This is a genomic window from Chelativorans multitrophicus, from assembly GCF_011317445.1.
Lineage (GTDB): Bacteria > Pseudomonadota > Alphaproteobacteria > Rhizobiales > Rhizobiaceae > Chelativorans > Chelativorans multitrophicus.
Genome location: NZ_JAAAPL010000002.1, coordinates 208,071 through 231,744, shown reverse-complemented (window position 1 = coordinate 231,744; position 23,674 = coordinate 208,071). Strand labels below are relative to the sequence as shown.

Here is a 23,674-nt window from a genome sequence, read left to right as displayed (position 1 = left end):
AGTTAATCTGGAGCCGGGCCGGGCTGATGCTGGATCACCGGTTTCATCTTGCCGAGCACCTCATCGCCCAGCCAGCAAAGGCTGCGATGCCCGCCGCCGAGGTCCCGAAAGGGCGGCAGCTCGCGCTCGCAGAGCCTGTCCGGCACCAGATGCTTATGCGGGCAGCGGGTCTGGAACGGGCAGCCCGGCGGCGGATCGATTGGAGAAGGTATCTCGCCCTTGAGCACGATGCGCCTTTTCCTGGCGCGCGGATCAGCAAGCGGCACGGCGGAAACCAGAGCCTCGGTGTAGGGATGGTAGGGCGGAGAGAATATCTGCTCCGTCGTCCCCTGCTCCACGATATGGCCGAGATACATGACCACCACGCGATCGGCGATATAGCGCACGACCGAGAGATCGTGGCTGATGAAGAGCATGGTCGTCCCGTTTCGCCGCTGAATGTCCATCAGAAGATCGGTAACGGCCGCCTGGACCGACACATCCAGCGTCGAGACCGGCTCGTCCGCCACCACCAGCTTTGCATTGCCGGCAAACGCGCGGGCGATGCCGACGCGCTGCTTCTGGCCCCCTGAAAGCTGGCGCGGCATCCGGTTCGCAAAGGAACGCGGCAGCTTCACCAGATCGAGCAGCGCCAGCATTTTTTTGCGCCGCTCGCCGGCGCTGCCGCCGATCCTGAACTTCTCCAGAGTGCGAATGATCTGCGCCCCCACCGGCTGGGTGGGATTCAAAGTGTCGAACGGGTTCTGGAACACCATCTGGATGCCGGCGACGGTCTCCCTGTCCCGAGCCTCCACGGGGATATCCTGAATATCCGTGTTGCGGAAAATGATCCGGCCGCTGGTCGCGGTCTCCAGGCCCACCAGCATTTTCGCCAGGGTTGATTTCCCGCTTCCCGATTCGCCGACGATCGCCAGCGTTTCGGCCTCCCGCGCGTCCAGGCTGATGGTCTCGTTGGCTCTCACCACGCGCTCTTTTTCAGCAAAGAAACCGTTTGCGCTTTCCCGGTAGTACTTTCTGACATTCTCGAACTTGAGCAGAGGAGAACCCGGTACGACAGGCTCGTGCGCGGCGGCCTTGCCGGGCGGCGCATCCCAATCGATTTCTCCCACGCGTATGCAGCGCGACGAATGCTCCGCCGCTTTGTCTACCACCACCATCGGGATTTCTGCCGCATCGCAGAAACTTTTGCGGAAATGCGGGCAGCGCGGGCCGAAATTGCAACCTTTGGGCCGCTCCTGTGGGGCGGGCTGCTGCCCGGGAATGGCAACCAGCGGCCTCGCGTTCTTATCCATTGTAGGCAGCGGCATCGCACGCAAAAGCCCCTGCGTGTAAGGATGGCGCATGCGTTCGAACACATCGCGCACTGCGCCGGTCTCCACCACTTCGCCGCAATACATGACCGCAACGCGGTCGCAGGTCTCCAGGATCAGGCCGAGATTGTGCGAGACGAAAAGCATCGCCATCTCGTGCTTCTGGCCCAGCTCCTTGATGAGCTCGATGATCCCGGCTTCGATGGTGGCATCGAGCGCGGTGGTGGGTTCGTCCAGAATGAGCAGCGACGGCTTGGACAGAAGCGCCATTGCGATGACGATGCGCTGCTGCTGCCCGCCCGAAAGCTGGTGCGGATAGGCCCGCATGATGCGCTCGGGGTCGGGAAGCTGCACCGCCCTCACCATGTCCAGCGCTCGCTCCAGAGCCTCACGCCGCGAGACGCGCTCGTGCACGCGCGGCACTTCCATCAGCTGGGCGCCGATCCTCATCGCCGGATTGAGGCTCGCCATGGGCTCCTGATAGACCATGGCAATTTCCTTGCCGCGGATCTGCCGCAGCTCGTGTTCCTTCATGGAAGCCATATCGCGGCCTTTGAAGATAAGACGTCCCCCGACGATCCTGCCTCTGGGCGAAAGGCCGTGCATGATGCCGAGCGCAAGCGTGGACTTACCGCTGCCGGATTCGCCGACGACCCCCATGATTTCGCCGGGCATGATGGCGCTGGAAAAATCCTTGACCACCGGCACCTCCCCTGCCTGCGTGAAGAAGGAGATGGAGAGGTTTTCGATTTCCAGGATAGGCGCTGCGCCGTTCATCGCTCTCAATCCTTCAATGCCTGCTCGCGCAACGCGTCAGCGAGCAGATTGAGGCCCAGCACGAAGGACATCAGGGCCACGACCGGCGGCAGCGCCGGGTGGACATGGGCACGCAGGAGCCGGCTTGATTCCTTTATCGCCGTCCCCCAATCCGGGCTTTCCGGCGTGAGGCCGAGGCCGAAATAGCCGAGAGTGCCCAGAAGAATGGTCGTGTAGCCAACGCGCAGGCATGCATCCACAATGAGCGGCCCGCGCGCATTCGGCAGTATCTCCCATAGCATGATGTACCATGGCCGCTCGCCGCGGGTTTGGGCCGCCGCCACATAGTCACGCGTCCTGATCTCCATGGTGAGGCCGCGCACGATCCGAAACACGCCGGGGCTCGAGGCAAACACCACCGCCACGAAGATATTGAGTTCGTTGGGCGCGAGTGAAATCAGCCCCAACGGATCGGCACGGAACACAAGCCCGGCATAAAGCCAGCCGCCGAGAAGAAACGTGATCGCGAGAAGCGGTGCAAGAAGCCCCGGCCGGCTTGAATAGCGCGTCCAGAATAGCGTGCAGAAGAAGATCACCGGAAAGATGAGGAAAAAGCCCGCAAGCCATTGTGGGATCGAGGTTTCCCGAACGCCGGGTGTCACCAGCAGATAAAAAAGCAGGATGACCGGAAAGGCGAGCACCAGATTGGCGAGGAACGACAGGATATTGTCGATCCTGCCGCCGTGATAGCCTGCCGGCAGACCCAGCATTGTCCCGACGATCAGTGCAAAGAGTGTGGCGGCGGGCGCGATGACGAGAACGATCTGGCTGCCGAAGACCATGCGCGAGAAGACGTCGCGCGCCAGCCGGTCCCCCCCGAGAAGGAACACCGCGCCCGTATCCGGATCGAGGGCGCCCGGCGGCGCATCCTTCATGATCGCGATCTGCTGCAGCGGCTCGAACGGCGCGATCATGGAGGCGAAAACGGCCGTGAACAGCCAGAACAGGCAAAGGATCAAGCCTGCGATACCGGCCCGATTGCCGTAAAGCTGGCCGTAAAGGCCGAGGCGCTTTCTGAACGTAAGGCTGAAGGTGACGACGATCGCGAGCGCGATCCAGACCGGCCAGAATCGCACGACGATGCCGATGAGAATGCCGAAAGCGCCGATCGTCTCATATTGCATCGGCGTTCTCTACTGTACCCGGATGCGCGGATTGAGCAGCGCGTATCCAAGATCGGAAACAAGCTGTGTCGAAAGCACGACGAACACGGAAATGAGCGAACAGGCGAGAAGCAGGTCAATGTCGTTATTGGCCGCCGCCTCGACCAGGGTAAATCCGAACCCCTGATAGCGGAACATCACCTCGACGACCGCCACGCCCGTAAGCAGCCACGGAAATTGCAGCATGATGACCGTGAAGGGTGTAATCAGCGCGTTGCGCAGCGCATGGCGGACCACCACGGCGCCGAAGCTCAGCCCCTTGAGCCTGGCGGTGCGGATATATTGCTGGGTCATCACTTCCGCCATCGAAGCCCTGGTCATCCGCGCGATATAGCCAGTGCCGTAAAGCGCCATGGTGATCACCGGCAGGGTGAAATTGTAGAAACTGATGCCCTGATTGGTCGCCGACGCTGCCGAGCCGTTGAGCCAGCCGAGCCAGGAGGCAAAAACGACGGTGAAGAGGACGCCGGAAATATATTCAGGCGTGGCCGCCGTGGTGATGGAGGCCGCGGAGAGCGTGCGGTCGGTCCGGCTGCCTTCGCGCATGCCCGCCAGAACGCCGAGGAAGAGCGAGGCAGGCACCATCACCGCCATCACCCAGAACATCAGGATCCCGGTCGCCTTCAGCGCCGGAACCAATTTCCGAATGACCGGCACCTTGAACTTGGTCGAGCAGCCGAAATCACCCTGCAGGACGCCCGAATACCCTGCTTGGCCCCCTTCCGGACAGAAGGAGAAGCGCGGCATGGCCTTCCCCGTCGCCGGATCCGGGCGCGGCTGCTCCGGAATCACTCCTAACCACTGTCCGTAACGGACAAAGAAGTTCTGGCGGTAGCCATTCCTTTGCAGCCAGCTCTCCAGCTCTTCGGTGGACGAGCGCATATTGAGCTGACTGATGGCCAGCCGCTTTAGATTGGGTTCCAGATCGACGAGATAAAACACCGCCAGCGATAGGCACAACATCGCAAGCGCCATGGTCCCTAGGCGGCGGATTATGAAGCCTGCCAAATATCCGCTCCGCTGCCTCTGCCGGCAGACCTTTCAGCGTAACCTACGCTTCGTCCAGCCACACCCTTCCGAAATCCACCTCGAAACTCGGATGAATCTTGTGGTTCTTCACCGCTTCCACCGAGTGGTTGTAAACCTTGCGCCAGTACGGCTGGATGATGATGCCGGAATTCTGAATATGCTGCTCGATATTCTTCATCACGCCCTGGCGCTCCTCCGGATCCGGGATGGTGAGCGCCTCGTCGATGAGCGCGTCGAGGTCCGGGTTTGAGTAGCCGGACTCGTTCCACGATCCATCAGAGCGGTAGGCGAGCGCAATGGTCTGAATTCCCAGCGGGCGCATCGCCCAGTTCGTCATGGAAAAGGGATATTTCATCCAGTCGTTCCAGAAGGTCGGGCCTGGCAGCACCTCGCGCCTCACCTTGAAGCCCGACTCGCGGATCTGCGCGGCGATCACATCGCCGGTGTTCTTGTGCCAGTCCTCATCGACGGTGATAAGCACATGCTCGTAATCGGTCTGCCCGGCTTCCTGCATGAGCCGCTTGGCCTGGTCGGCATTGCGCGCAACCGTCGGAAGCTTCGCATATTCCGGATGGATTGGGCAGACATGATGGTTCTCCGCCACCTCGCCGGCCCCGCCATAGCCGAGCGCGAGCACGGTGGCATTGTCCACCGCAAGCTGCAGCGCCCTTCGCACGCGCTGATCGTCGTAAGGCTTGTTGTTGACATTGGTTCGCGCGAGAATCGTCGCAGCGGTAAGAGCCTCGCTCTTCACCAGGCCCAGACCGTCCAGAATTTCCACATAATCGGCGCTGGTCTCGTAATTGGTGTGGATTTCGCCCGCCTCGAAGGCAGAAACCATCGCGGAAGGGTCCGTGCCGTAGTCGATGAATTCCACGCCGTCGAGATATATGTCCCCGCCCCACCACTTACCGTCCTCGCGGCGCTTCACCACAACGCGATTGCCCACCTCATAAGAGACGAGCTCGAACGGGCCGGTGCCGATCGGGTTGGCGACGAAATTGGCGCCGGTTTCGTCAAAGCTCCGGTGCACCACGAGCGCCGGATAATCGGTGAAGCTGGCGATGATGGAGATTTCCGGCTTTTGCAGGACGAGACGCACCGTGTGGTCGTCCACTCTCTCCACCGCTCCATCACGAACCTTCTTCGTTTCAGAATCGATCAGCGACGTCAGCCGGGCGGCCATGGAATTGCCCTCGGCGGTTTCGTCGCACCAGCGGGCAATGTTGTAGATCACATCGTCAGCGGTGAACGGATCGCCATTGTTCCAGGTCACGCCCTTGCGGACATGGAGGACATATTCCGTCGCCTCTTCGTTCACCTCCCAGCTTTCGAGCAGCCGCCCTTCGAACGTAAAGTCGGCGGTATATTTGACGAGCGGCTCCAGCGTCTGCCGCATGGCGTTGGCGATCTCGGACCAGTCCGCCGTTCGCGGATCCTTGGGGTCTTTGACCCACATGGCCATCTTGAGCACGCCGCCCTTCTTCGGCTCCTGCGCCAATGCGGGACGGGGCAGCGTAAGGCCGGCCATCGCATACGCACCGGCCGCGGTGGCGCCGAAGGTGCTGGCAAGGGCCAGGAACTCCCGGCGGTCGATTCGGCCGGCTCGTGCCTTCTCGGCCAAAGCTTTTATGCGGGTGGGGACAGCTCCGTCGTTGCTCCTGAAGAACTTCATAGGCACTCCCCTTGATACGAATATCGCTGCCATCTCGACCGCGGTGACGCCTTAACATTCCGCTACCCTGCCCGCATTGTCAAAGCGCTATTCTCCTGACAGCGCCCTGTCACTTGCCTCGACCAAAGACACGGAGAGGATCTTCACTGCCGAAAACATGGGACTAATTGCCCGCATTCTAGGCCGATACTGCGAACCTCTTGCCTATACATTGCGCGGCACGATGGTATCCCGATTGACGGGGTCATGGCGCATTGATAAGTCTCGGCCGTGCCTGAGGTGCCCCGTCCGCAAACGGGGTTAAAAGGGAATATGGAAGGGCATTTTCCGCCCGAGCCATAGCTGCTCCCGCAACTGTCAGCGCTGAGGCTTCCTCAACATGCCACTGGGCCCTTTCGGCCTGGGAAGGCGAGGACGCCGTCGAAGCGCAAGCCAGGAAACCTGCCTTGGGTCGTCACCGTCCGGATGCGGGCAGCTTCCGGGGCTGTGGTTTCGCAGTGGTGGCGAACGATGTCATCGCTGGCGGGAACCAGGCAGACAGGCCGCTCCTCCAGCATCCTTGGGGTATTGGGGGACGATATGATTAGACGACGCACTGCATCCAGCCTTACAGTTGGCGCATCCGCGCTTGCCACCCTTCTGGCGGGCTCCGCCGGCGCTCAGGACATCGACCTGGGGGAAATCGTTGTAACGCCGAATCGCGCGCCCACGGCGCTGTCCGGGGCCGGTTCAACGGTTGAAGTCATCGACGAGGACAGCATCGAGGCCCAGTCCCGCCCTCTGCTCACCGATTACCTGAACGAGTTGCCCGGCCTTTATGTCGCCACCCAGGGCGGCGTGGGCAAGGAAACCTCGCTGTCCATTCGCGGAGCGGACAAAAAATACATCAAGACCCTGTTCAACGGCATCGATATCTCCGATCCATCCGCCACCCAGGTTCAGCCGTCCTTTGAGCATCTGCTGATCGGCGGCGTGAGCCATATCGAGGTGCTCAAGGGTTCGCAGAGCACGCTTTACGGCGCGGATGCCGTTGCCGGCGTCATCGACATATCCACGTTACGTAACGATCCCGTCGGCACCACCCACCGCGTGCTGGTCGAGGGCGGCTCGAACGAGACGGGGCGGGCAAGTTATGGCCTGTCCAATGTCACGGAAACGGGCCGCATGTCCCTCGATATCGCCGGTCTCTACACGGGCGGCATCTCAGCCGCGCTGGTCAATGGCAACCCGCTGATCGACCCCGGCCAATCCAGCCTGGAGGATGATTTCTATCAGAACGTGACCGCGAGCTTTGCGGGCGAGCAGCAAATGGGCGACAATGTCACCATTTTCGGCTCGGGCCTCCTCATCAACAGCAAGGGCGCCTTCGACGATTCGGGCCTGCCGCCGACAGATAATGAGATGAACGAGGGACATTCCCGCCAGATGGCTGGCAGGGCCGGCATTTCCTTCGATCTGATGGAGGGCCGGTTCCGCAACACGGTTTCCGGTCAGCTGTCGGAAATCGACAGGGATATTTCGAGCGTCAGTATCTTTGGCCCCTTCGAAGGCGAGTTCAACGGGCGCCGCGGCAAGCTCGATTATCAGGGCGCCTTTGATGTCAACGATCGCCTGACGCTCCAGTTCGGCGCCGATTATGAGAGGCGGCAGGCGCATATCACCAATAATTACGGCACCGATACCCGTGATGCCGACTGGATCGCCGGTATCTGGGGGCAGGTGATCGCCGAGCCGATCGAAAATCTGACGGTCACCGCAGGCCTTCGCCACGACGATCACAGCCGCTTCGGCGGCTACACCACCTATCGCGGCGCGGTTGCGTATCTCTTCCCGTCGACGGGCACCAAGCTGCGCAGTTCCATCGGCACGGGCTTTCGCGCCCCGAGCCTCTACGAGAACAACTATGTGAGCTACGATCCGACGGTTCCCCTCCCCGATCTAGAGCCGGAGGAAAGCTTCTCCTGGGACGTCGGTATGGACCAAAGCTTCATGGGCGGGCGGGGAACGGCCAGCCTCACCTATTTCCAGCTCGATACGGATAACCTCATCGATTACGATTTCATCAGGGATACCTACATCCAGTTCGAAGGCACGACGAGGCGTCGCGGCGTCGAAATGGGCTTGGCCTATGAAGTCAACGACTGGCTCTCCCTTGGGGGGAACTACACCTACACCACCGCGGTGGAAGCCGACGACGAGCGCCGGCCGCGCATCCCCCGGCATATGATCGGGCTCCTCGCCGAGGCCCGCCCCGCGGAGAAGTGGACCGTATCCGCTTCTGCCAAGATCGCGCTTGATACGGTCGATTTCATATCGCCGAGCTTCGGCACCTATGAGCGCGTGGAACTCGACGATTACGTGCTCCTGAACGCCAAGGTCGCCTACAAGCCCACGGAGGATACGGAGCTTTACCTGCGGGTGGAAAACCTGCTCGACCAGGATTATCAGACCGTCTACGGCTACGGATCGCCCGGCATTTCGGCCTTCGCCGGGTTCAAGGCGAAGTTCGGGCCGTGATGACAGCGGGTAAGAGGGGGGTGCGAAGAACGCTACGCAAGGCCACGATCTGCCTCATGACCTTGGCACTTTCATCCGCCCCCGTGCTTGCCCAGGCACCCGCTCGCGTGATGTCGCTCAATCTCTGCACGGACCAGCTTGCGATGGCGCTCGCTGCGCCGGGCCAGTTGACTTCAATCTCCTTGCTCTCGCGCGATCCGTCTCTATCCGCCATGCACGAGGAGGCGGAAACCTACCCCGTCAATCACGGCCGCGCCGAGGAAGTGTTCCTGGAAAAGCCCGACCTCGTCGTCACCGGCACCTATTCCCTGCACAACACGACCGGGCTCCTGAAGCGGCTCGGCTTTCGCGTGGAAGAGTTCAGCTTCATCCAGACGGTGGAAACCATTCCCGACGATATCCGCCGCATGGGCGCGCTTCTCGGGCAGGACGCACGGGCCGAAGCAATGGCAAAAGGCTTCGAGGCGGAGCTTTCACAGATCGAATCACGCCAATGCGGGAAACAGCCCACCGCCATTGCCTTCGAGCAAGGGGGCGTTGCCGCCGGAAGCGGCACACTGGCGGACTCCGCCCTAGCCGCGGCGGGCTTCCGCAATCTTGCCGCGGAAGCCGGAATTGCCGGCATGGCGCCGATGCCGATTGAGCTGATCGTGCCGCAAAAACCTGATGTCATCATCACCCGCGCCGGCGAGGAGGATCAACCTTCCCTCGGGGCGAAGGTGCCCTATCACCCGGCCCTGCGCGCGCTTGAAGGCACGCGCATTGGACCTTTCGTGCCAAGGGGCACATGGTCCTGCGGCGGTCCCTTCACGATGGAAGCCGTCAGGGCGCTGGCATCCTTGCGCGAGGATATCGCACCCTGCGGAGAAACGCGATGAGGCCGGCCGTCCTCAATATCATTCTTGGCCTGCTGATGCTGGCGCTCTTTGTGGCCTCTATGGCCGTCGGCCCGGCCGAGCTCGGCATTTCGGAAAGCGTGCGGGGGCTTTTCGCAGGCGGCGGAGAGGCGGCGGGGATCATCATGCGCGAGATCCGCCTGCCCCGCGCCTTGCTCGGCCTCGGCATCGGCTTCACGCTGGGTATCTCCGGCGCGGTCCTGCAGGGGTTTCTGCGCAATCCCCTGGCCGAGCCCGGCATTATCGGCGTCTCTGCCATGGCTGCTTTCGGCGCTGTCCTTATCTTCTATTCAGGGCTCGCGGGCAGCACGCTTTATGCCCTCCCCGCCGGCGCATTGCTGGGCGCGGTGGTGGCCGTTCTCCTCCTCCTGGCGCTCGCCGCGCGCAGCGGCTCCACACTCACGCTCATCCTGGCGGGCGTGGCGCTCTCCAGTCTTTCCGCCGCGCTCACCTCCCTCGTGCTCAATCTTTCGCCAAATCCCTTCGCCAGTTACGAGATCATCTTTTGGCTCCTGGGCTCGCTGAAGGACCGCTCCATGGAGCATGTCTGGCTCGCGCTCCCCCTCATGGCTGCCGGCTGGCTGCTGATCGCCCTGTCCGGCCGCGCCATCGATGCGCTTTCGCTTGGCGAGGAGGCGGCGGCAAGCCTCGGCATCCACATGAAACGCACGCGCCTTTTGATCGTGATGGGCACCGCGCTCGGTGTCGGCGCTGCCACCGCGGTGGCAGGCACGATTGGTTTCGTCGGCCTGGTCGTGCCGCATCTCATCCGGCCGCTGACGAACCGCCTGCCGAGCCGCCTCCTGCTCCCGGCAGGCCTTGGCGGAGCCGTCCTCCTTCTGGCGGCTGATGTGGCCGTCCGCCTCGTCTTGCCCGCGGGCGAACTCAATGTGGGCGTGCTGACGGCGCTTATCGGCGCGCCCTTCTTCCTCTGGCTGGTGGTGCGCTCCCGCCGGGAGGTCTTCTATGCGGCTTGAGGTCGAGAATCTCGATGTGGCTCTTTCCGGCCGCCAAGTGCTTCGAGGCATAGCGATGGCCCTTGCCGCCGGCGAGGTGGTGGGTCTTCTCGGCCCCAATGGAGCCGGTAAATCCACCCTCATGCGCGCGCTGGCGGGCCTTGTCGCGGCCTCGGGCAGGATGCGGCTCGACGGCGAGGATCTTCCGTCGCTGTCCCCCGCAGCCCGCGCCAGGCTGCTTGCCTATCTGCCGCAGGCACGCATCGTCGGCTGGCGGCTCTCGGTGCGCGATCTCGTAAGGCTCGGGCGCCTTCCCTGGCGCCGCTTCGGCGTGAGCCCGACAGAAGCGGACGAAAAGATTGTTGAGGACGCCCTGGCGCTCATGGACATCGCAGGGCTGGCGGGCCGGCCCGCGACCGAGCTTTCCGGCGGCGAACAGGCCCGCGTGCTCATCGCGCGCGCGGTTGCTCAGGCCACGCCCGCTCTCATTGCCGACGAGCCGGCTTCAGGTCTCGACCCGGCGCATCAGATCATGATGATGCTGGCTTTGCGCCGTCTCGCCAGCGAGGGGCGTACCATTCTGGTCTCTCTCCATGATCTCACATTGGCCGCGCGCTGGTGCGACCGCGTGGTGATGCTGAAGGAAGGACAGGTTGCCGCGGAGGGCTCTCCCGGCGAGGTCATGACCCCCGAACGCCTCGCCGATATTTACGGCGTCACGGCCCATTTCGCGCGCGACAAAGAGGGGCTTATCCTTGCCCCGACGGGGCTAACGATTGCACGATGATTGTGTGGCCGCAGATCGTTTGCAGATCTGAACACGCCGAGGCCGAACCGGTCGAGCCGCCGCGGCGAGAACCTGCCCCTGGTTCCACTCATGCTCCCCCTGTGGATCTCGACCTATCGGAACCCGCAGAGGACTGCGGGCCGGCCTTGTCCACCTTGTTGGAACCTGCCGCCCCGCATCGGGTCCGGCTCTATTCGGCCGGCCTCGTCCTGGCGCTCTGCCTGTCGGCGCTGATCCATACGGGCGTACTTGCATTTCTTCTGGAACATTTAGCAAGGCCAGGCGCCGAGGCGGCTACGGACGCAATCAGCGTCGAGATCGTGCTTGAGGAACCGCCCTCTCCGACTGCCGGGGCTGAAGCCGCCAATTCGCAACGGCAGGCAGCCTCTGCCCGGCAAAGCGAAGGTACTCCTGACGAAACGCCCCCGTTGCAGGAGGCGCAGGACGCGCCTTCCGTCCCCGAACGGTCATCGCCCAAGGAGACCTTGGAAGCGGACGCCGAACCGCCGCCGACAACGCACGAAAAGCCGGCGAGCCCCGAGCGGGAGCAATCCCCGCAGCAGTCATCGCCCGAGGAAAAGCGAACCCTCGAACCTGCGGCGGTCGCCAGCGTAGTCCTGCCGACCGAGAATATTCCCGTTCCGGCGCCGCGGCCCACGCAGCAGAAAGCAAAGCCGGCGCCTCCCGCGCGAGCGAAGACACGCGATCAACAGCGGCCCGTAGCCACGCGCAAGCAGACCGCCACCGCCCAAGAGCCCGCAACAGCGGCGCGTAAGCCTGCAAGCCGTTCGTCGGCCGGCTCTGACGGGGGCCGGAGTGGCGGCGCGACGGCCGGCGAGCTCCAGGCTTATACGGCCCGGCTCATCCGGCATATCGGACGCTACAAGCGCTATCCGCAGAGCGCCCAACGCCAGGGTCTTTCCGGAAGGGTGGGCATCGCCATCACGCTTAGCCCGGACGGCGGCTTCATGGGCGCGCGCATTTCCCAAAGCTCCGGCTACTCCGTTTTCGACCAGGAGGCCCTGGCTGCGACGCGACGCGCCATACCTTATCCGCGTCCGCCCCAGGGCTACAAAGGCGGCCGCTTGACGGTCTCGCTTCGCTTCGAACGCGGGCGCTGACGCATCAGCCTGAAAACCGGAACCGGGCTTCCGAAAGCACGCGCATAAATCAATGGTCTACAGCGCCCGCTTTTTCGTCTGAAGAACGTACGGCGCAGCCGAGCCTGCTTGAATTCCGCCATGAACAGCCGCTATCCCTCAAGGGACAGCACATTATTCATCAAGAACATGGGAAGTTTCATGGCCTTCGGCATTTCGCGAAGATGTCGCTCGATCGCGGCGGATATCTGCCGGCTTATTACGCCGGGACTGCTCGTTAGCCTGACGCTTTGCTCCACCGCGGCCTACGCGCAAAACCCTGCATTGGGCGGTGGCCAGCGCCACCGCGAGATCCAGCCCACCTGCCCGATCGGTTCGATCCTGGTCAACGGTCGCTGCACGATACCTGAGGTGCAGCAGCAATGTCCTCCGGGCACGATAGGCGCCTACCCCGTTTGCCGGCCGGCCGTGCAGTCGTTCTGCCCGCAAGGAACGATAGGAGTTTTCCCAAATTGCAGGCCGACGCTAAATCGCCCCCCGCCGCTCGATGAGCAGTTGAGGGTGCCCAGCATCCAGCCGCCGCCCCCTGAGGTGCGTATTCCCTAAAAAAGAAGCCTCGCCAGCGGTCCTGGCGAGGCTTCCGCACGGTCTGCCCGGCCTGCGGAGGGAGGGAACCAGCCGAGCATCCCAGGCTCCGCAGAGGAGCAGGAGCTAACGGTTGCTCGCCACCGGCGCGACAAGCGGCGTGATGCGCCGGATGGCGACGCGACGGTTTTCCCGCTCACGTTCCTGAGTGTTGATCTTCAGGTATTGCTCGCCATAGCCCTGCGTCACCAGGTTCTCCGGCGGAATACCGAAGACATTGGAAAGCGCTTCGGCCACGGCGTCTGCACGGCGGTCCGACAGCGCCAGATTCGCAACGTCCGAACCCACAGCGTCCGTATGACCCTCAATCAGGAAGGTCTCTGCCGGATTGCGTTCAAGGACTTCAAGCATGGCGTTGGCTACACCCTCCAGCTTCGGGATCTCGCTTTCCGCAATGCTGGCCGAGCCGAACTCGAAGTTGATCGTGTCGAGATCGATACGCCGCACCATGTCACGCACGCGGGCCGAGTAGCGCACTTCCTCCAGCGAATACAAGCGGCGCACGGGCTCCACCGGAGGCTGCTCGAGGAACGTGTAATAGACGTTCGGATCGTCCACCTGCTCCGCCTCGAGAATATATTCGCTGACGGGGATTGTGAGTCTCAGCGGAGGCAGATCGGCGCCCGGATCGCGGAATTCCAGCACGTCGTCGTACCGGTCCTCCGGCACGTAGACGAGCACGTATTCGCGTCCGTCCGGCGTAACGCGCACCCGGCGGATGACGTCGCCATAACGATTGCGCACGGTGATCACCCTCGTGCCGTCACGCCGCTCCACCACCTCGCGCACGCGCCCGTTGCGCAGTTCCTCGTAATAGACCGTATCGTCGCGACGCACGAGGCGGTCGTAATCGGGGCGGTCTACATAGATTTGATTGTTGATCTCGATGATCGTGCGGTTGTCATTATACTCCTCGACCACGCGGGCATTCTCGCGCGGCTGGAAGATTTCACGCCGGCGCACTCTTCGGTCCTCGGGCGTCTGGCCCATTTCGATCCGTTGGCCCTGTTCTTCGACGAGCGTGCGAATTTCCTGCTGCACCTGTTGGGGATCGAACAGGTCTTCCTGTGCCTGTGCATCCGATTCGGGGATCAGCGCGGGAGCAGCATCCGGCGCGGGCTCAGCCTGTTCCTGCGGCTCATCGGTGGGTGCGGCCTCTCCTTCGGCAGGCTGCTGCGCAGGCTCTTCGGCCTCTCCTGCGGGCTGGGCTTCCTTCTGGCTGTCGAGCACGGGAGCGGCGTTTTCAGGCAAGGCTTCCTGATCTTCCGCCGGTGCTTCGGCACCTGGCTGCGCCTCCTCCTCGATTGGCTGCTCGTCTTCGAGAGTTTCATCGGGCTCTGCCGCCGGCTGCTCCGCCTCGGGAGCCGCTTCTGGTTCCGCCTGCTCCTCCTCGATCGGCGCGGCTTCTTCCTCGGCGGGTGCTGCCTCGGGTTCCACCGGGGCTTCTTCAGTCGCCGGGGCCTCCTCGGTGGCAGGCGCCTCTTCTTCTGCGGGAGCTTCCTGTATCGCCGGAGCCTCTTCTGTCGCGGGTGCCTGCTCCTCTTCCGGCGCTTGCTCCTCTAGCGGAGCTTGTTCTTCGGCCGGAGCTTCCTCGGCAGCAGGCTCCTCGGCGGCGGGAGGCGCTTCTTCCTCGGGCGCGGCTTCCTCGGCGGGAGCCTGCTCTTCAGCCGGTGCCTCTTCCTCGACGGGCGGCGCCTCCTCGGGGGCTGGCTCGGTCTCCTCCGCCGGCTGGGCGGGCTGCTCTTCCATCACCGGAGGTTCTTCTGCAGGAGCTTCCTCGGGAGCTGCTTCAGGCTCGGCCTCTGGCTCAGGAGCCGCCTCAGGTTCAGGCTCCGGCTCGGGAGCCGCCTCAGGCTCAGGTTCAGGCTCGGGAGCCGCTTCGGGCTCCGGTGCCGGCTCAGGCTGGGCCTCTGATTCAGGCGCAGGCGCCTCCTCTTCCTCTTCGGCGGGCGCCTGCTCTTCCGGAACGCATCCGCCTTCGGCGGCCACGGTTCCGGGCGGGCATCCGGCGTCCTGGCCTTCTCCGGCCGGTTCTTCGGCCTGCGCCAACATCAGCGGCGCATTGATCGTGCTGGGGCGCACTCCAGAGGCGAGGCGCATCTCGGCCTTCGCAGCGATCGGCGATGCCATCAGCAGGCATAGAGCGGTCCCTGCCCAAAACCGGTTCGACTTCTTCATTCTTCTTGCTCCTGGTGGCGTCCCTTCCGCAGGGGTAAATCTGCGATTTCCCGCTTGGTTCCCGGAAGCGGCAGAAAGAAGGCCATTGCGCGCTTGACCTTCGTCGTCCACAGGGCCACATCGAAAGCGATGGAACCCTTCTGGAAAAACAAGCCGCTCCTGGCGATGAGCGAAGCCGAGTGGGAATCCCTCTGTGACGGCTGCGGCAAATGCTGCCTTGCCAAGCTGGAGGATGAGGATACCGGCGAGATTCACTGGACCAGCGTAGCCTGCCGCCTGTTCGACGCCGGCACGTGCCGCTGCACCGATTATGCGGGCCGGCTCGCGCGCGTTCCCGACTGCGTGCGCCTCACTCCCGCAAATGTCGGCGAGATCACCTGGCTTCCCTCCACCTGCGCCTACCGGCTGCTGGCGGAAGGGAAGGATCTTCCCTGGTGGCATCCGCTCGTCTCGGGCCGGGCGGAAACGGTACACGAGGCTGGAATATCCATGCGTAACCGTGTCAGCGCGCTGGAGGACCAGCTTGCAGACGTGGAAGAATATTTTCAGCATCTTCTGGAGGAAGAGCCATGAGCGCAACGGAAACCGGGGCCCTGATCGCCCGCGCCCTCGCAAGCTTCAACGCGCGGGACGTCGAAGCCATGATGGCCTGCCTTTCGGAAGATGTGGCCGTCGATATTCCCTCAGCTGCGCGTGAGATCGGGGCCGATAAGGCGCGCTGGCAGCTTGCGAACCTGTTTCGTTTCCTTCAGGCGGAAGCGAAGGACATCGCCATCATGACAGCCGCCGGCGGCTTTCGCGCGGCGGCCGAGTTCACGCTGATCGGCACTTACCTTGCCACCCTTCCTGGCTTTCCCCCTGCGCGCGGTCAGCCCTTCCGCATGGCCGCCGGCCTTTTCTTCGATATCGACGACGAGGGCCTGATCTCCCGCGTCACGGTCTGCTGCGATCCTGCGCGACTGTCGGCGGCGCTTCGGGCGGATTGATCCCAGCCTGAACCGAAAATGAATGGTGGATTGGCTCCCCGTTCAGGAGCGCGCTGGCACTGTGCTCTCATTCGCCTCGGCGATTGCCACGGATAATGGAGAGCCTCATGTTTCGAAAAATCAAGATCGCCGCACTTTCCGCCATTGTGGGTCTCGGTGCCCTGGCTTCAATGCCGGCGGCGGCCCACGCCGACGGGATCTATTTCAGCTTTGGCGGCGGAGATGCCCGCGCCGGCATTTATATCCGCGACCACGATCGCCGCGATCGCCACCGTCCGCGCCGGGCGAGGTCCTGCAGCCCGCGCGACGCGGTGCAAAAGGCATACCGGATGGGGCTGCGCGATGTGCGCGTCCAGCGGGCAAACCGCAACACGATTCGCGTGACGGGCCGCACGCGTTACGACCGGGGGAGCATCGTCTTCGCCCGCGCGCCGCATTGCCCGGTGATTCGCGCACGCTGACCGTCGCTGAGAAGACGCCGCTTCAAAAGAGAAACGCCGCCGGTCTCCCGGCGGCGTTTTGATTTTTTTGAGCGTTTCCTATTGCTGGTCCAGCTCATAGGTGATGTTGACCTGCACCGTATAAGTGCTTTCGCCAGCCTCGACCGGCACGGAGACCGCCTGATCCGCTTCCATCCGCATCATCTTGGCGCCGAGCGGCCGGGGCGGCGGTGTTCCAACCATGTTTTCGGAGATTTGCACCACGTCGCCCAGCTTCACGCCTGCCGCTTCCGCCAACGTACGGGCTTTGGAAATGGCATCTTCCACCGCGCGCTTGCGGGCGTCGTTCATCGCAGCGGAAGGATCGTCATTGGTGAAAGAAATATAACCACCCTGATTGACGCCAAGCGTGACCGAGCGGTCGAGGATCTCGCCAACTCTCTTCAGGTCCCGGATGCGCACGGTAAGCCCGTTCGTCACCTGATATCCCGTAATGCGCGGCTCTTTCTCGCCATTCTGGTCGTTTGGATAGACATAACGCGGCTCGATCGAGAGCCCGCTGGTTTGCAGGTCGCGCTCCGCGATGCCTGCCTCCTTCAGCGCCGCGATCACGGCCACCATGGCCTGGTTGTTCGCGTCCATCGCCTCGCGGGCGGTCGCAGCCTCGCGCACCACGGCGAGATTGATGACAGCCATGTCAGGGGCGACATTGGCCTTCCCCTCCCCTGTAACCGAAATTCTCGGCTCTCTGTCTTGCTCCTGCGCTCCCGCCGGCAGCACCGCCAAAAATGAGGCGGCAAGCGCCAGCGGAATGAAGGATCGGGTCATGGCAATCTCCTCGAGTTGTTGATGCGAATCTCAGTAAATGCCGATTATGAACCGATTGCGGCGCCGAGACATTGCCTTGCTCGAAGGTTTCGGTGGAGGAGATCCAATCAAGGCTCTCTGGCCTTGTGCCTTGCGCGAAAACCCACTAATTGAGCGTCACCGGGCCTGTAGCTCAATGGTTAGAGCCGGCGGCTCATAACCGCTTGGTTGGGGGTTCGAGTCCCTCCGGGCCCACCAGAACAACGTTTTCAACACGTGATCTGGTGTTTCGCCATCGATGCCTCTCCCTCATTCGCCGCGCGCCAAAATGTAGAATGGACACGGCCCGGCCTAGGAACCAAAACTCGAATTTAGTGGTTATGGTTCAGGTGTCCTGATGAGCGCTCCCAAATACAACCAGACCGAGATCCCGGCGATAACCGGCATTAGAGGAAGGTGTCCTCGATGCCAGGAAGGCCATCTGTTCGACGGATATTTGAAGCTGGCGCAGCGATGCGAGGTCTGCGGCCTGGATTTCAGCTTTGCCGACCCTGCGGACGGGCCGGCATTCTTCGCCATGAGCATCGCCGCCGTCCCTGCCCTTGCCTTTGCCCTTTGGTTCCAATTCACCTTCGAGCCGCCCATTTGGGCGCATCTCTTCACCACTTTGCCGGTTACGGTGGGCGCATGCCTGCTTTTGCTCCGGCCCCTGAAAGGCTGGCTCGTCTGCTCCCAATATTTCCACAAGGCAGAGCAAGGCGTTATCGACCGGCAGCGGCATGCGGCAACACCGCAAGGCGAGGACAAAGGCGACACCGATTGATGACGATCGCCCGCTAAGCTCGTCAAGGGAGAGGCAACCCTTCGAAGCTCCCGGCCTAAGGCGCAACGCCACCGGTTGGAACTGCCGACGAGCTTTGGCGTTCGGCAAAATCGGAAGCAGCGTGCTTCAGGTTTCTGGGAGGGGTTCTCGTGGCGGCCCATTCGGGAGGAAAGGCCACCGAAGGACAGGATCACGACGGGGACTCTTCTTACGAGACCCGCGCAATCCGCTACTTGCTCGTCGGCGTCTTCCTCATCCTTTTTGTGGCCGGCCTCTATTTTGCACGCGACTTTTTCATGCCGGTCGTCATCGCCTTTCTCATGGCGATGACGCTCACGCCGATCGTCCGCTTTTTGGGTAAGCGTGGAATTCCCGCAGCTCTTTCGGCAACGCTTTTGGTGTTCGCGTCGTGGAGCGCGATTGGCATGCTCGGATACGCGATGAGCGGCCCCGTTATCGAGTTGGTTGATGACGCTCCCCGGATCGGATCTGAGCTGCGCCAGCGCGTCGCCGAGCTTCGCCGCCCGCTCGAAGATGTGATGGAGGCGTCCGAGCAGATCAAGGAAGCGACGGAGGCGGCAGATGAACCCGGCGTTCAGAGGGTCGTCATCGCACAGCCCGGCATCATTTCGCGCGCGGCAGGAAATCTGCTTTCGGTCGCCACGACAGTCGGTATCACCCTGGTTCTGACGCTTTTCCTGCTGGCATCGGGAACCCTGTTCTATGAAAAGATCGTGCAGTCCTTCGGCGCGCTGAGCGATAAGAAGCGGGCGCTGCGCATCGTGTTTGATGTCGAGCGGGAAGTTTCGCGCTACCTGTTGACGATCGCGCTCATCAACAGTGCCCTTGGCGTGACAGTGGGAATCGGCCTGTGGGGCCTCGGCGTGCCCAACGCGCTGGTGTGGGGCGTTGCGGCTGCCGTGCTTAACTTTCTTCCATATGTGGGCGCGATCGTTACCTTCGGTTTGGTTGCGATCATTTCCCTCGTCACTTTCGAAAGTCTTTATTTTGCGATGCTGCCGCCGCTCTACGTGGCGCTCTGCAACACTCTTGAGGGTCAGTTCGTAACGCCCCTCGTCCTCGGCAGACGACTCGAGCTCAATGCAGTCGCCATTTTCATCGCGGTGGCATTCTGGTCGTGGTTATGGGGAATTGTCGGGGCGCTGATTGCAGTGCCCCTTTTGGTTGTCGTGAAAGTCTTCTGCGATCATTTCGACGGGCTCCGCCATGTCGGAAACTTCCTGGCGGCTCAAGGTCAGGTCGTCGTGGAAGAGGACGTAGCCGAAACTGCGAAAATCCGCAGGTAGTGCTTTGGGGCACCGGTCTTGCAGCATCAAAACCGCAATTAATCGCGATCCTCAATCGACTCACTAAGGATGGCCGAGCAGACACCGGCCTGCCCGGCCGAGGAACCCACGGAATTCAGGTTCACATCTGTTCCACGTCGCCGCCGTTCTCGGCCCAATCCTTGAAACTGCCGAGATTGTAAACTCTCTCGTATCCCATGTCCTTTAGCGCTTTGCCGCTTAGGGCCGATCTCCCGCCCGAGGCGCAATAAAGAATGACAGGACGATCCTTTCTGAACTCCGCGTTGTAATACGGGGTGTCCGCATCGGCGCGGAATTCCAGCATGCCCCGCGAGACGTGGAGGGCATCCTTGATCTTTCCGCTTGCCTGCAGTTCGGGAGCGTCACGCACGTCAACGAGAAGCGCATTCTCTTCCGAGATAAGCTTACGTGCCTCATCAGCCGAAATCTTCGGAACCGCTGAATTGGCGGCCGACATCAATTCCTTAACGCTGGTAGCCATCGTCTCCTCCCTGATAGCCGGGAATTCAGCATACACCATCAAGGGCGGACAGGGCAGATGGCGCTTTGTTAGCGCGGGAGGAAAGAAACTCTATTGGGCTCTAAAAGACAGCCGACAAAGCGCGGTCACCGGCGAATGCCTCCCGGCGTAGTCACGCCGGGAGGCGAAAACACCTACTGCGTAGCTGAGACCTGCTCAAAGTAGCCGGCCATCCGCTTGGCTGCCTTGTTCGGCAGTTTGACGCCCTTTGCTTCTTCGAGGTTGGCGGGATTATCGCCAACCTGTATCAGCCCGACCATCCCCATGCCGAAATGCGGCAGGCACCGGAAGCCGTAGACTCCCTCCTGATCGAATGTGACCTTGATCTCCTCGTTGATCTTGCCCTTCCACGTCTCGGCTCCCTCGGGGGCCATGCCCTTTATGGTTTCCGAGTTGTGCCCCTTATCGGTGGCGACGAAGGTGACGGTGTCGCCCGGTGCAATTTTCAAAAAGGCGGGTTCAAAGGCCATCGCCTCGCCATCCGCGCCCTTGTTGAGCATTTTTATTTCGTGGTCCGCCGCAACTGCCGGAAGGCTGAAAGCCATCCCTGCAAGAGACGCAGCAACCACAATCGTCCCGATCCTCAGCATTTTCACTCCTTTTCCTGCCCAGCAGGACTAATCAACGCGGCTCTTCTTCGCTCTTTCAGGCCCGCCACCGCTTCTTGGAAAGCCAAACCTGGAGGCCGTGTCAAGCGTTCCGGCCATAAAGGCGAACATTGATGCGCACCCGGCAACCTCAGCTGAACGACACCTGCGCCACCAACACTCCTGGGGCCAAACAGATCTCCCGCCGCTCGCGCCCGATATTACTTTTGAGCTGGACGTATGGACCGCATTTCTGCTCAATGCGCCTCATGCAGCCTGAAAAGCGCTACTGCGCGCCGGATTCGCAGCTCTTATGATAACCCTCTATCGCCTCCTGGCCCTCGCGCTTTTTCTTTTCATCTGGTGGGCCGCATCGTTCGCGGTCGGCCCGAACCTGGTCCCGACGCCGCTCAGCACGGCATCGGCCGCGCTCGAATTGATGCGCGACGGGAAAATTTCCGAGCCGCTGCTCAGCAGCCTGACCATTTATTTCACCGGCTACCTACTGGCTGTCATCGTTGGCATTCCAATCGGAATGCTGATGGGCGGCATACGCGATCTCGGCCGCACCCTGGACATCTATGTAAGCGCGCTTATGGCGACCCCGCGCGTGGCCTTCATCCCGCTTATCATCCTTTTTCTTGGTCTCGGTCCTGAGGCCAAGATCGCGGTCGTCTTTCTCGGCGCCGTTATTCCCATCCTGATCGGCACCTATTCCGGCATCCTCAACAGCGATGCCGAGCTCATCGAAATGGCGCGCTCGATGGGCGCGACGCGCTCTCAGATCTATTGGCGCATCATGCTTCCAGGCGCGCTCGGCTTCGTGGTGATGGGGCTGCGGATCGGTGCCACAATCGGATTGATCAACACGGTCGTTGCCGAGCTCTACACGGCCGCCAGCGGGTTGGGCGGGTTGCTAGCGCTTTATGGAAACACGTTTCAGATGGCCCGCTATTTCGTCGTGGTGCTGGCGCTGGCGCTCATCGGCGGTCTCGTGAGCCAAGGCCTGAGGGCGCTCGAAGCCTGGTCGGGCCGCTGGCGCGTCACCGCCGGGAACTGAGGCTTGCATTTTGCGGGCGAGGCGCTTGCCATAAGTTCAATGATTGTTTTATCGAGGCTTGAGCCGTTCACGCTTTACTGCCTAGGAGGGGAAATCCAATGCCCAGGTCGAACCGTTGCCTAAGGCTGGCTTTTTTTGCCGCGGCGGCTTTTCAGATGTTCACGCAAGGTGCTGCGGCGGAGCCTTTTCGCCTGATCGTCACCGACCTCGTGGCGCCGCTCGTTCCAAATTCGGTGATGGATTTGGCGGCGGAGCTTGGCTATTTCGAGCGCGAGGGCGTCGATGTCGAGCTGGTACGTGTGCAGCAGACGCCGTCGGCGCTCGCAGCGTTGCGTGCCGGCGAAGGCGACATGGCCAATATTTCGATCGATTCCGCGCTGCAGCTCGTCGCGCGGGATCAATTGGGGATCAAGGCGGTGGTCTCGCCCAACAAATCGCTTCCTTTTCTCATCGCCTCGAAATCCGAGATCAGAACGCCGGATCAGCTTTCCGGCCGGAATTTTGCCATCGGGCGGCTTGGCAGCCTGGATCACACCCTGAGCACCAAGGTATTGCAAACCAAGGGCGTGAATACGGAAAGACTTGGCTTCGTCGGGATCGGGCAGCCGAATGTCCGCGCTCAGGCGCTTGCCGCCGGGCAGGTGGACGCGACGACCATTTCGATCGGCGTGTGGCTTTCCCTGCCGGACAAGGACGGACTGCACGTCCTGATCGATCAGGATGACTACTACTCGGCGGCGCCGGTCGTCCAGAAGGTGAACGTCGTTACCGACGAGGTGCTGCAAAAGCGCCGAGACGAGGTTGTGGCCGTAACCCGGGCCCTCATCGCCGCTTCGCGCGATTTCGCAGCAGATTCCGCCAAATGGGTCGATGCCATGGCAAAAGCGCGCGACGATGTCAGCCGGAACGACTTGGAAGCGCTCGCCGAAGCATTTACCGATAGCTGGAGCGTCAATGGCGGCCTGAACCGCGAGGAATTGGAGTATACCGCGCAATGGGCTTACGAGAGCCCCGACTTCGAAGGCGTGCAGAAAGTCAGTCTTGAGGATTGGGTGGATTTTTCCGTCATCGACGAAGCGCTTCAAAAGCTCGGAAAGGCTGAAGGAGCAGATCAGCCTGTTCGCTAGCGGTCAGATGATCAGGCGGGCCCGGCGGCCAGTGGCGGTGTCATGAGCCCGGCGCCATCGGTTATCGTTTCCAGCGTATCGAAGACTTTCCAGCGGGCGAAGGATTTGGCCCCGGTGGAGGCGCTCAAAGACGTCTCCCTGGATCTTCCGGCCAACAGCTTCGTTACGCTGCTGGGCCCGTCCGGCTGCGGAAAAACCACGCTCCTCAGGATGATCAACGGGCTCATCCAGCCGGATTCGGGCCGTGTGCTCGTGTTTGGGGAGCCGCCGAAGCCGGGGCCGCGCATCGGCTTCGTCTTTCAGTCGTTCCGCCTTGTTCCCTGGCTGACAGTCCGAAACAATGTCGGATTTGGCCTGTCGCTGCAGGGCATCGATAAGGCCGAGCGGAACGACCGCGTGGAATATTATCTGAAGCTCGTGGGCCTCTCACGCTTTGCTGACGTTTATCCGCACGAGCTTTCAGGAGGAATGAAGCAGCGCGCCGCGCTTGCACGCGCGCTCGCGACAGAGCCCGAGATCCTCCTGATGGACGAACCATTCGCCAGCCTCGACGCTCAGGTGAGAGAGCTGATGCAGATGGAGATGATGCGGCTCTGGTCGGCGCGCAGGGGAATTGTGCTCTTCGTCACCCACAGCGTCGACGAGGCGATCATCATGGCAGATCGGATCGTTCTGATGGGGCCCCGGCCGGGGCGCATCGTCGAAACGATCGAGGTGCCGTTGCCGCGGCCGCGCTGGAACGATGATATCAAGATGCAGCGCGATTATGTCGAGTTGAGGCAATATCTCTGGAACCGCATTCGTGACATGGTGGTAAGGGATCCCTCTTCGGATTTCTACGTTGGCGAGACCTGACCAGCAGCCGGGGAATGCGGCGTCGCAAAGTTCGAGCGGACAGATGCGCAGTTTTTTATTAAACGGTAT

22 protein-coding genes, 1 tRNA gene and 1 riboswitch are annotated in these 23,674 nt (G+C 62.1%); of the genes, 15 read left to right on the top strand and 8 right to left on the bottom strand.

Going from position 1 to position 23,674, the window contains the following annotated elements; all coding sequences use genetic code 11:
- Positions 1-2: 2 nt before the first annotated feature.
- Genes GNP00_RS11780 through GNP00_RS11765 form a run of 4 tightly spaced genes read right to left on the bottom strand, consistent with a single transcriptional unit; the run spans position 3 to position 5,993 of the window.
- Complete coding sequence (locus tag GNP00_RS11780) at positions 3-2,087, bottom strand: dipeptide ABC transporter ATP-binding protein (protein ID WP_011581394.1); 2,085 nt, start codon at positions 2,085-2,087, stop codon at positions 3-5.
- Positions 2,088-2,092: 5 nt separating this feature from the next.
- Positions 2,093-3,250, bottom strand: a complete 1,158-nt coding sequence (locus tag GNP00_RS11775) for an ABC transporter permease (RefSeq protein WP_011581395.1) — start codon at positions 3,248-3,250, stop codon at positions 2,093-2,095.
- Positions 3,251-3,259: 9 nt separating this feature from the next.
- A complete protein-coding gene (locus GNP00_RS11770; RefSeq protein ID WP_011581396.1) occupies positions 3,260-4,297 on the bottom strand; it encodes an ABC transporter permease in 1,038 nt (345 codons plus the stop codon).
- A 43-nt stretch (positions 4,298-4,340) separates the two neighbouring features.
- Positions 4,341-5,993: an ABC transporter substrate-binding protein gene (locus GNP00_RS11765; protein ID WP_011581397.1), complete on the bottom strand. Its 1,653-nt coding sequence runs from the start codon at positions 5,991-5,993 to the stop codon at positions 4,341-4,343.
- Positions 5,994-6,252: 259 nt separating this feature from the next.
- Positions 6,253-6,456, top strand: a riboswitch (cobalamin riboswitch).
- A 116-nt stretch (positions 6,457-6,572) separates the two neighbouring features.
- Between GNP00_RS11765 and GNP00_RS11760 the strand changes: the two genes are divergently transcribed.
- The 6 genes from GNP00_RS11760 to GNP00_RS11735 all read left to right on the top strand — a co-directional run bounded on the left by GNP00_RS11760 (position 6,573) and on the right by GNP00_RS11735 (position 12,855).
- On the top strand, positions 6,573-8,510 hold the full coding sequence (locus tag GNP00_RS11760) for a TonB-dependent receptor plug domain-containing protein (RefSeq protein ID WP_011581398.1): 1,938 nt from the start codon (positions 6,573-6,575) through the stop codon (positions 8,508-8,510).
- A 56-nt stretch (positions 8,511-8,566) separates the two neighbouring features.
- Positions 8,567-9,388, top strand: a complete 822-nt coding sequence (locus GNP00_RS11755) for an ABC transporter substrate-binding protein (protein WP_207621434.1) — start codon at positions 8,567-8,569, stop codon at positions 9,386-9,388.
- Complete coding sequence (locus GNP00_RS11750; RefSeq protein WP_011581400.1) at positions 9,385-10,383, top strand: FecCD family ABC transporter permease; 999 nt, start codon at positions 9,385-9,387, stop codon at positions 10,381-10,383. Before GNP00_RS11755 ends, GNP00_RS11750 begins: the two co-directional genes overlap by 4 nt.
- Positions 10,373-11,149, top strand: a complete 777-nt coding sequence (locus tag GNP00_RS11745; protein WP_011581401.1) for an ABC transporter ATP-binding protein — start codon at positions 10,373-10,375, stop codon at positions 11,147-11,149. Before GNP00_RS11750 ends, GNP00_RS11745 begins: the two co-directional genes overlap by 11 nt.
- Positions 11,150-11,295: 146 nt before the next feature.
- Positions 11,296-12,270, top strand: coding sequence for a TonB family protein (locus GNP00_RS11740; RefSeq protein ID WP_011581402.1), 975 nt, complete (start codon positions 11,296-11,298; stop codon positions 12,268-12,270).
- Positions 12,271-12,450: 180 nt separating this feature from the next.
- Complete coding sequence (locus GNP00_RS11735; RefSeq protein ID WP_157038071.1) at positions 12,451-12,855, top strand: hypothetical protein; 405 nt, start codon at positions 12,451-12,453, stop codon at positions 12,853-12,855.
- A gap of 105 nt (positions 12,856-12,960) precedes the next feature.
- On the opposite strand, the gene GNP00_RS11730 is transcribed toward GNP00_RS11735, so the two are convergent.
- Positions 12,961-15,072: an OmpA family protein gene (locus tag GNP00_RS11730; protein WP_011581404.1), complete on the bottom strand. Its 2,112-nt coding sequence runs from the start codon at positions 15,070-15,072 to the stop codon at positions 12,961-12,963.
- A 129-nt stretch (positions 15,073-15,201) separates the two neighbouring features.
- Here GNP00_RS11730 and GNP00_RS11725 point away from each other — a divergent pair, with 129 nt between their 5' ends.
- The 3 genes from GNP00_RS11725 to GNP00_RS11715 all read left to right on the top strand — a co-directional run bounded on the left by GNP00_RS11725 (position 15,202) and on the right by GNP00_RS11715 (position 16,519).
- Positions 15,202-15,645 (top strand): YcgN family cysteine cluster protein, encoded by a 444-nt coding sequence (locus tag GNP00_RS11725; protein WP_011581405.1) that lies wholly within the window; start codon positions 15,202-15,204, stop codon positions 15,643-15,645.
- Positions 15,642-16,058, top strand: a complete 417-nt coding sequence (locus GNP00_RS11720) for a nuclear transport factor 2 family protein (protein ID WP_011581406.1) — start codon at positions 15,642-15,644, stop codon at positions 16,056-16,058. Before GNP00_RS11725 ends, GNP00_RS11720 begins: the two co-directional genes overlap by 4 nt.
- A 107-nt stretch (positions 16,059-16,165) precedes the next feature.
- Complete coding sequence (locus GNP00_RS11715) at positions 16,166-16,519, top strand: hypothetical protein (protein ID WP_041544719.1); 354 nt, start codon at positions 16,166-16,168, stop codon at positions 16,517-16,519.
- Between the two features lie 78 nt (positions 16,520-16,597).
- On the opposite strand, the gene GNP00_RS11710 is transcribed toward GNP00_RS11715, so the two are convergent.
- Positions 16,598-17,326, bottom strand: coding sequence for an SIMPL domain-containing protein (locus GNP00_RS11710; RefSeq protein ID WP_011581408.1), 729 nt, complete (start codon positions 17,324-17,326; stop codon positions 16,598-16,600).
- 161 nt (positions 17,327-17,487) lie between these two features.
- Here GNP00_RS11710 and GNP00_RS11705 point away from each other — a divergent pair.
- The 3 genes from GNP00_RS11705 (at position 17,488) to GNP00_RS11695 (ending at position 19,435) form a co-directional block, all read left to right on the top strand.
- Positions 17,488-17,563, top strand: a tRNA-Ile gene (locus tag GNP00_RS11705).
- A 139-nt stretch (positions 17,564-17,702) separates the two neighbouring features.
- The gene (locus GNP00_RS11700; protein WP_011581409.1) at positions 17,703-18,128 is read left to right on the top strand and encodes a DUF983 domain-containing protein; all 426 of its coding nucleotides are present in this window, start codon (positions 17,703-17,705) and stop codon (positions 18,126-18,128) included.
- 149 nt (positions 18,129-18,277) lie between these two features.
- The gene (locus GNP00_RS11695) at positions 18,278-19,435 is read left to right on the top strand and encodes an AI-2E family transporter (RefSeq protein ID WP_011581410.1); all 1,158 of its coding nucleotides are present in this window, start codon (positions 18,278-18,280) and stop codon (positions 19,433-19,435) included.
- Positions 19,436-19,556: 121 nt separating this feature from the next.
- Here GNP00_RS11695 and GNP00_RS11690 read toward each other — a convergent pair whose 3' ends face one another.
- Together GNP00_RS11690 and GNP00_RS11685 are read right to left on the bottom strand one after the other, a co-directional pair.
- The gene (locus GNP00_RS11690) at positions 19,557-19,937 is read right to left on the bottom strand and encodes a rhodanese-like domain-containing protein (RefSeq protein WP_011581411.1); all 381 of its coding nucleotides are present in this window, start codon (positions 19,935-19,937) and stop codon (positions 19,557-19,559) included.
- 173 nt (positions 19,938-20,110) lie between these two features.
- Entirely contained in the window at positions 20,111-20,566 is a 456-nt protein-coding gene (locus GNP00_RS11685) for a pseudoazurin (protein ID WP_011581412.1), read from the bottom strand.
- Positions 20,567-20,876: 310 nt separating this feature from the next.
- Between GNP00_RS11685 and GNP00_RS11680 the strand changes: the two genes are divergently transcribed.
- The 3 genes from GNP00_RS11680 (at position 20,877) to GNP00_RS11670 (ending at position 23,605) form a co-directional block, all read left to right on the top strand.
- Positions 20,877-21,623, top strand: a complete 747-nt coding sequence (locus GNP00_RS11680) for an ABC transporter permease (RefSeq protein WP_011581413.1) — start codon at positions 20,877-20,879, stop codon at positions 21,621-21,623.
- A 98-nt stretch (positions 21,624-21,721) separates the two neighbouring features.
- Positions 21,722-22,750 (top strand): ABC transporter substrate-binding protein, encoded by a 1,029-nt coding sequence (locus tag GNP00_RS11675; protein WP_011581414.1) that lies wholly within the window; start codon positions 21,722-21,724, stop codon positions 22,748-22,750.
- A 42-nt stretch (positions 22,751-22,792) separates the two neighbouring features.
- Entirely contained in the window at positions 22,793-23,605 is an 813-nt protein-coding gene (locus GNP00_RS11670) for an ABC transporter ATP-binding protein (RefSeq protein ID WP_011581415.1), read from the top strand.
- Positions 23,606-23,674 lie beyond the last annotated feature (69 nt).

Coding starts and splice junctions, on each gene's coding strand:
- GNP00_RS11700 (WP_011581409.1), top strand. CDS start 17,703: ATGAGCGCTCCCAAATACAACCAGACCGAGATCCCGGCGATAACCGGC.
- GNP00_RS11730 (WP_011581404.1), bottom strand. CDS start 15,072: ATGAAGAAGTCGAACCGGTTTTGGGCAGGGACCGCTCTATGCCTGCTG.
- GNP00_RS11725 (WP_011581405.1), top strand. CDS start 15,202: ATGGAACCCTTCTGGAAAAACAAGCCGCTCCTGGCGATGAGCGAAGCC.
- GNP00_RS11745 (WP_011581401.1), top strand. CDS start 10,373: ATGCGGCTTGAGGTCGAGAATCTCGATGTGGCTCTTTCCGGCCGCCAA.
- GNP00_RS11710 (WP_011581408.1), bottom strand. CDS start 17,326: ATGACCCGATCCTTCATTCCGCTGGCGCTTGCCGCCTCATTTTTGGCG.
- GNP00_RS11685 (WP_011581412.1), bottom strand. CDS start 20,566: ATGCTGAGGATCGGGACGATTGTGGTTGCTGCGTCTCTTGCAGGGATG.
- GNP00_RS11680 (WP_011581413.1), top strand. CDS start 20,877: ATGATAACCCTCTATCGCCTCCTGGCCCTCGCGCTTTTTCTTTTCATC.
- GNP00_RS11690 (WP_011581411.1), bottom strand. CDS start 19,937: ATGGCTACCAGCGTTAAGGAATTGATGTCGGCCGCCAATTCAGCGGTT.
- GNP00_RS11720 (WP_011581406.1), top strand. CDS start 15,642: ATGAGCGCAACGGAAACCGGGGCCCTGATCGCCCGCGCCCTCGCAAGC.
- GNP00_RS11675 (WP_011581414.1), top strand. CDS start 21,722: ATGCCCAGGTCGAACCGTTGCCTAAGGCTGGCTTTTTTTGCCGCGGCG.
- GNP00_RS11765 (WP_011581397.1), bottom strand. CDS start 5,993: ATGAAGTTCTTCAGGAGCAACGACGGAGCTGTCCCCACCCGCATAAAA.
- GNP00_RS11670 (WP_011581415.1), top strand. CDS start 22,793: ATGAGCCCGGCGCCATCGGTTATCGTTTCCAGCGTATCGAAGACTTTC.
- GNP00_RS11715 (WP_041544719.1), top strand. CDS start 16,166: ATGTTTCGAAAAATCAAGATCGCCGCACTTTCCGCCATTGTGGGTCTC.
- GNP00_RS11735 (WP_157038071.1), top strand. CDS start 12,451: ATGGCCTTCGGCATTTCGCGAAGATGTCGCTCGATCGCGGCGGATATC.
- GNP00_RS11755 (WP_207621434.1), top strand. CDS start 8,567: ATGACCTTGGCACTTTCATCCGCCCCCGTGCTTGCCCAGGCACCCGCT.
- GNP00_RS11780 (WP_011581394.1), bottom strand. CDS start 2,087: ATGAACGGCGCAGCGCCTATCCTGGAAATCGAAAACCTCTCCATCTCC.
- GNP00_RS11775 (WP_011581395.1), bottom strand. CDS start 3,250: ATGCAATATGAGACGATCGGCGCTTTCGGCATTCTCATCGGCATCGTC.
- GNP00_RS11750 (WP_011581400.1), top strand. CDS start 9,385: ATGAGGCCGGCCGTCCTCAATATCATTCTTGGCCTGCTGATGCTGGCG.
- GNP00_RS11760 (WP_011581398.1), top strand. CDS start 6,573: ATGATTAGACGACGCACTGCATCCAGCCTTACAGTTGGCGCATCCGCG.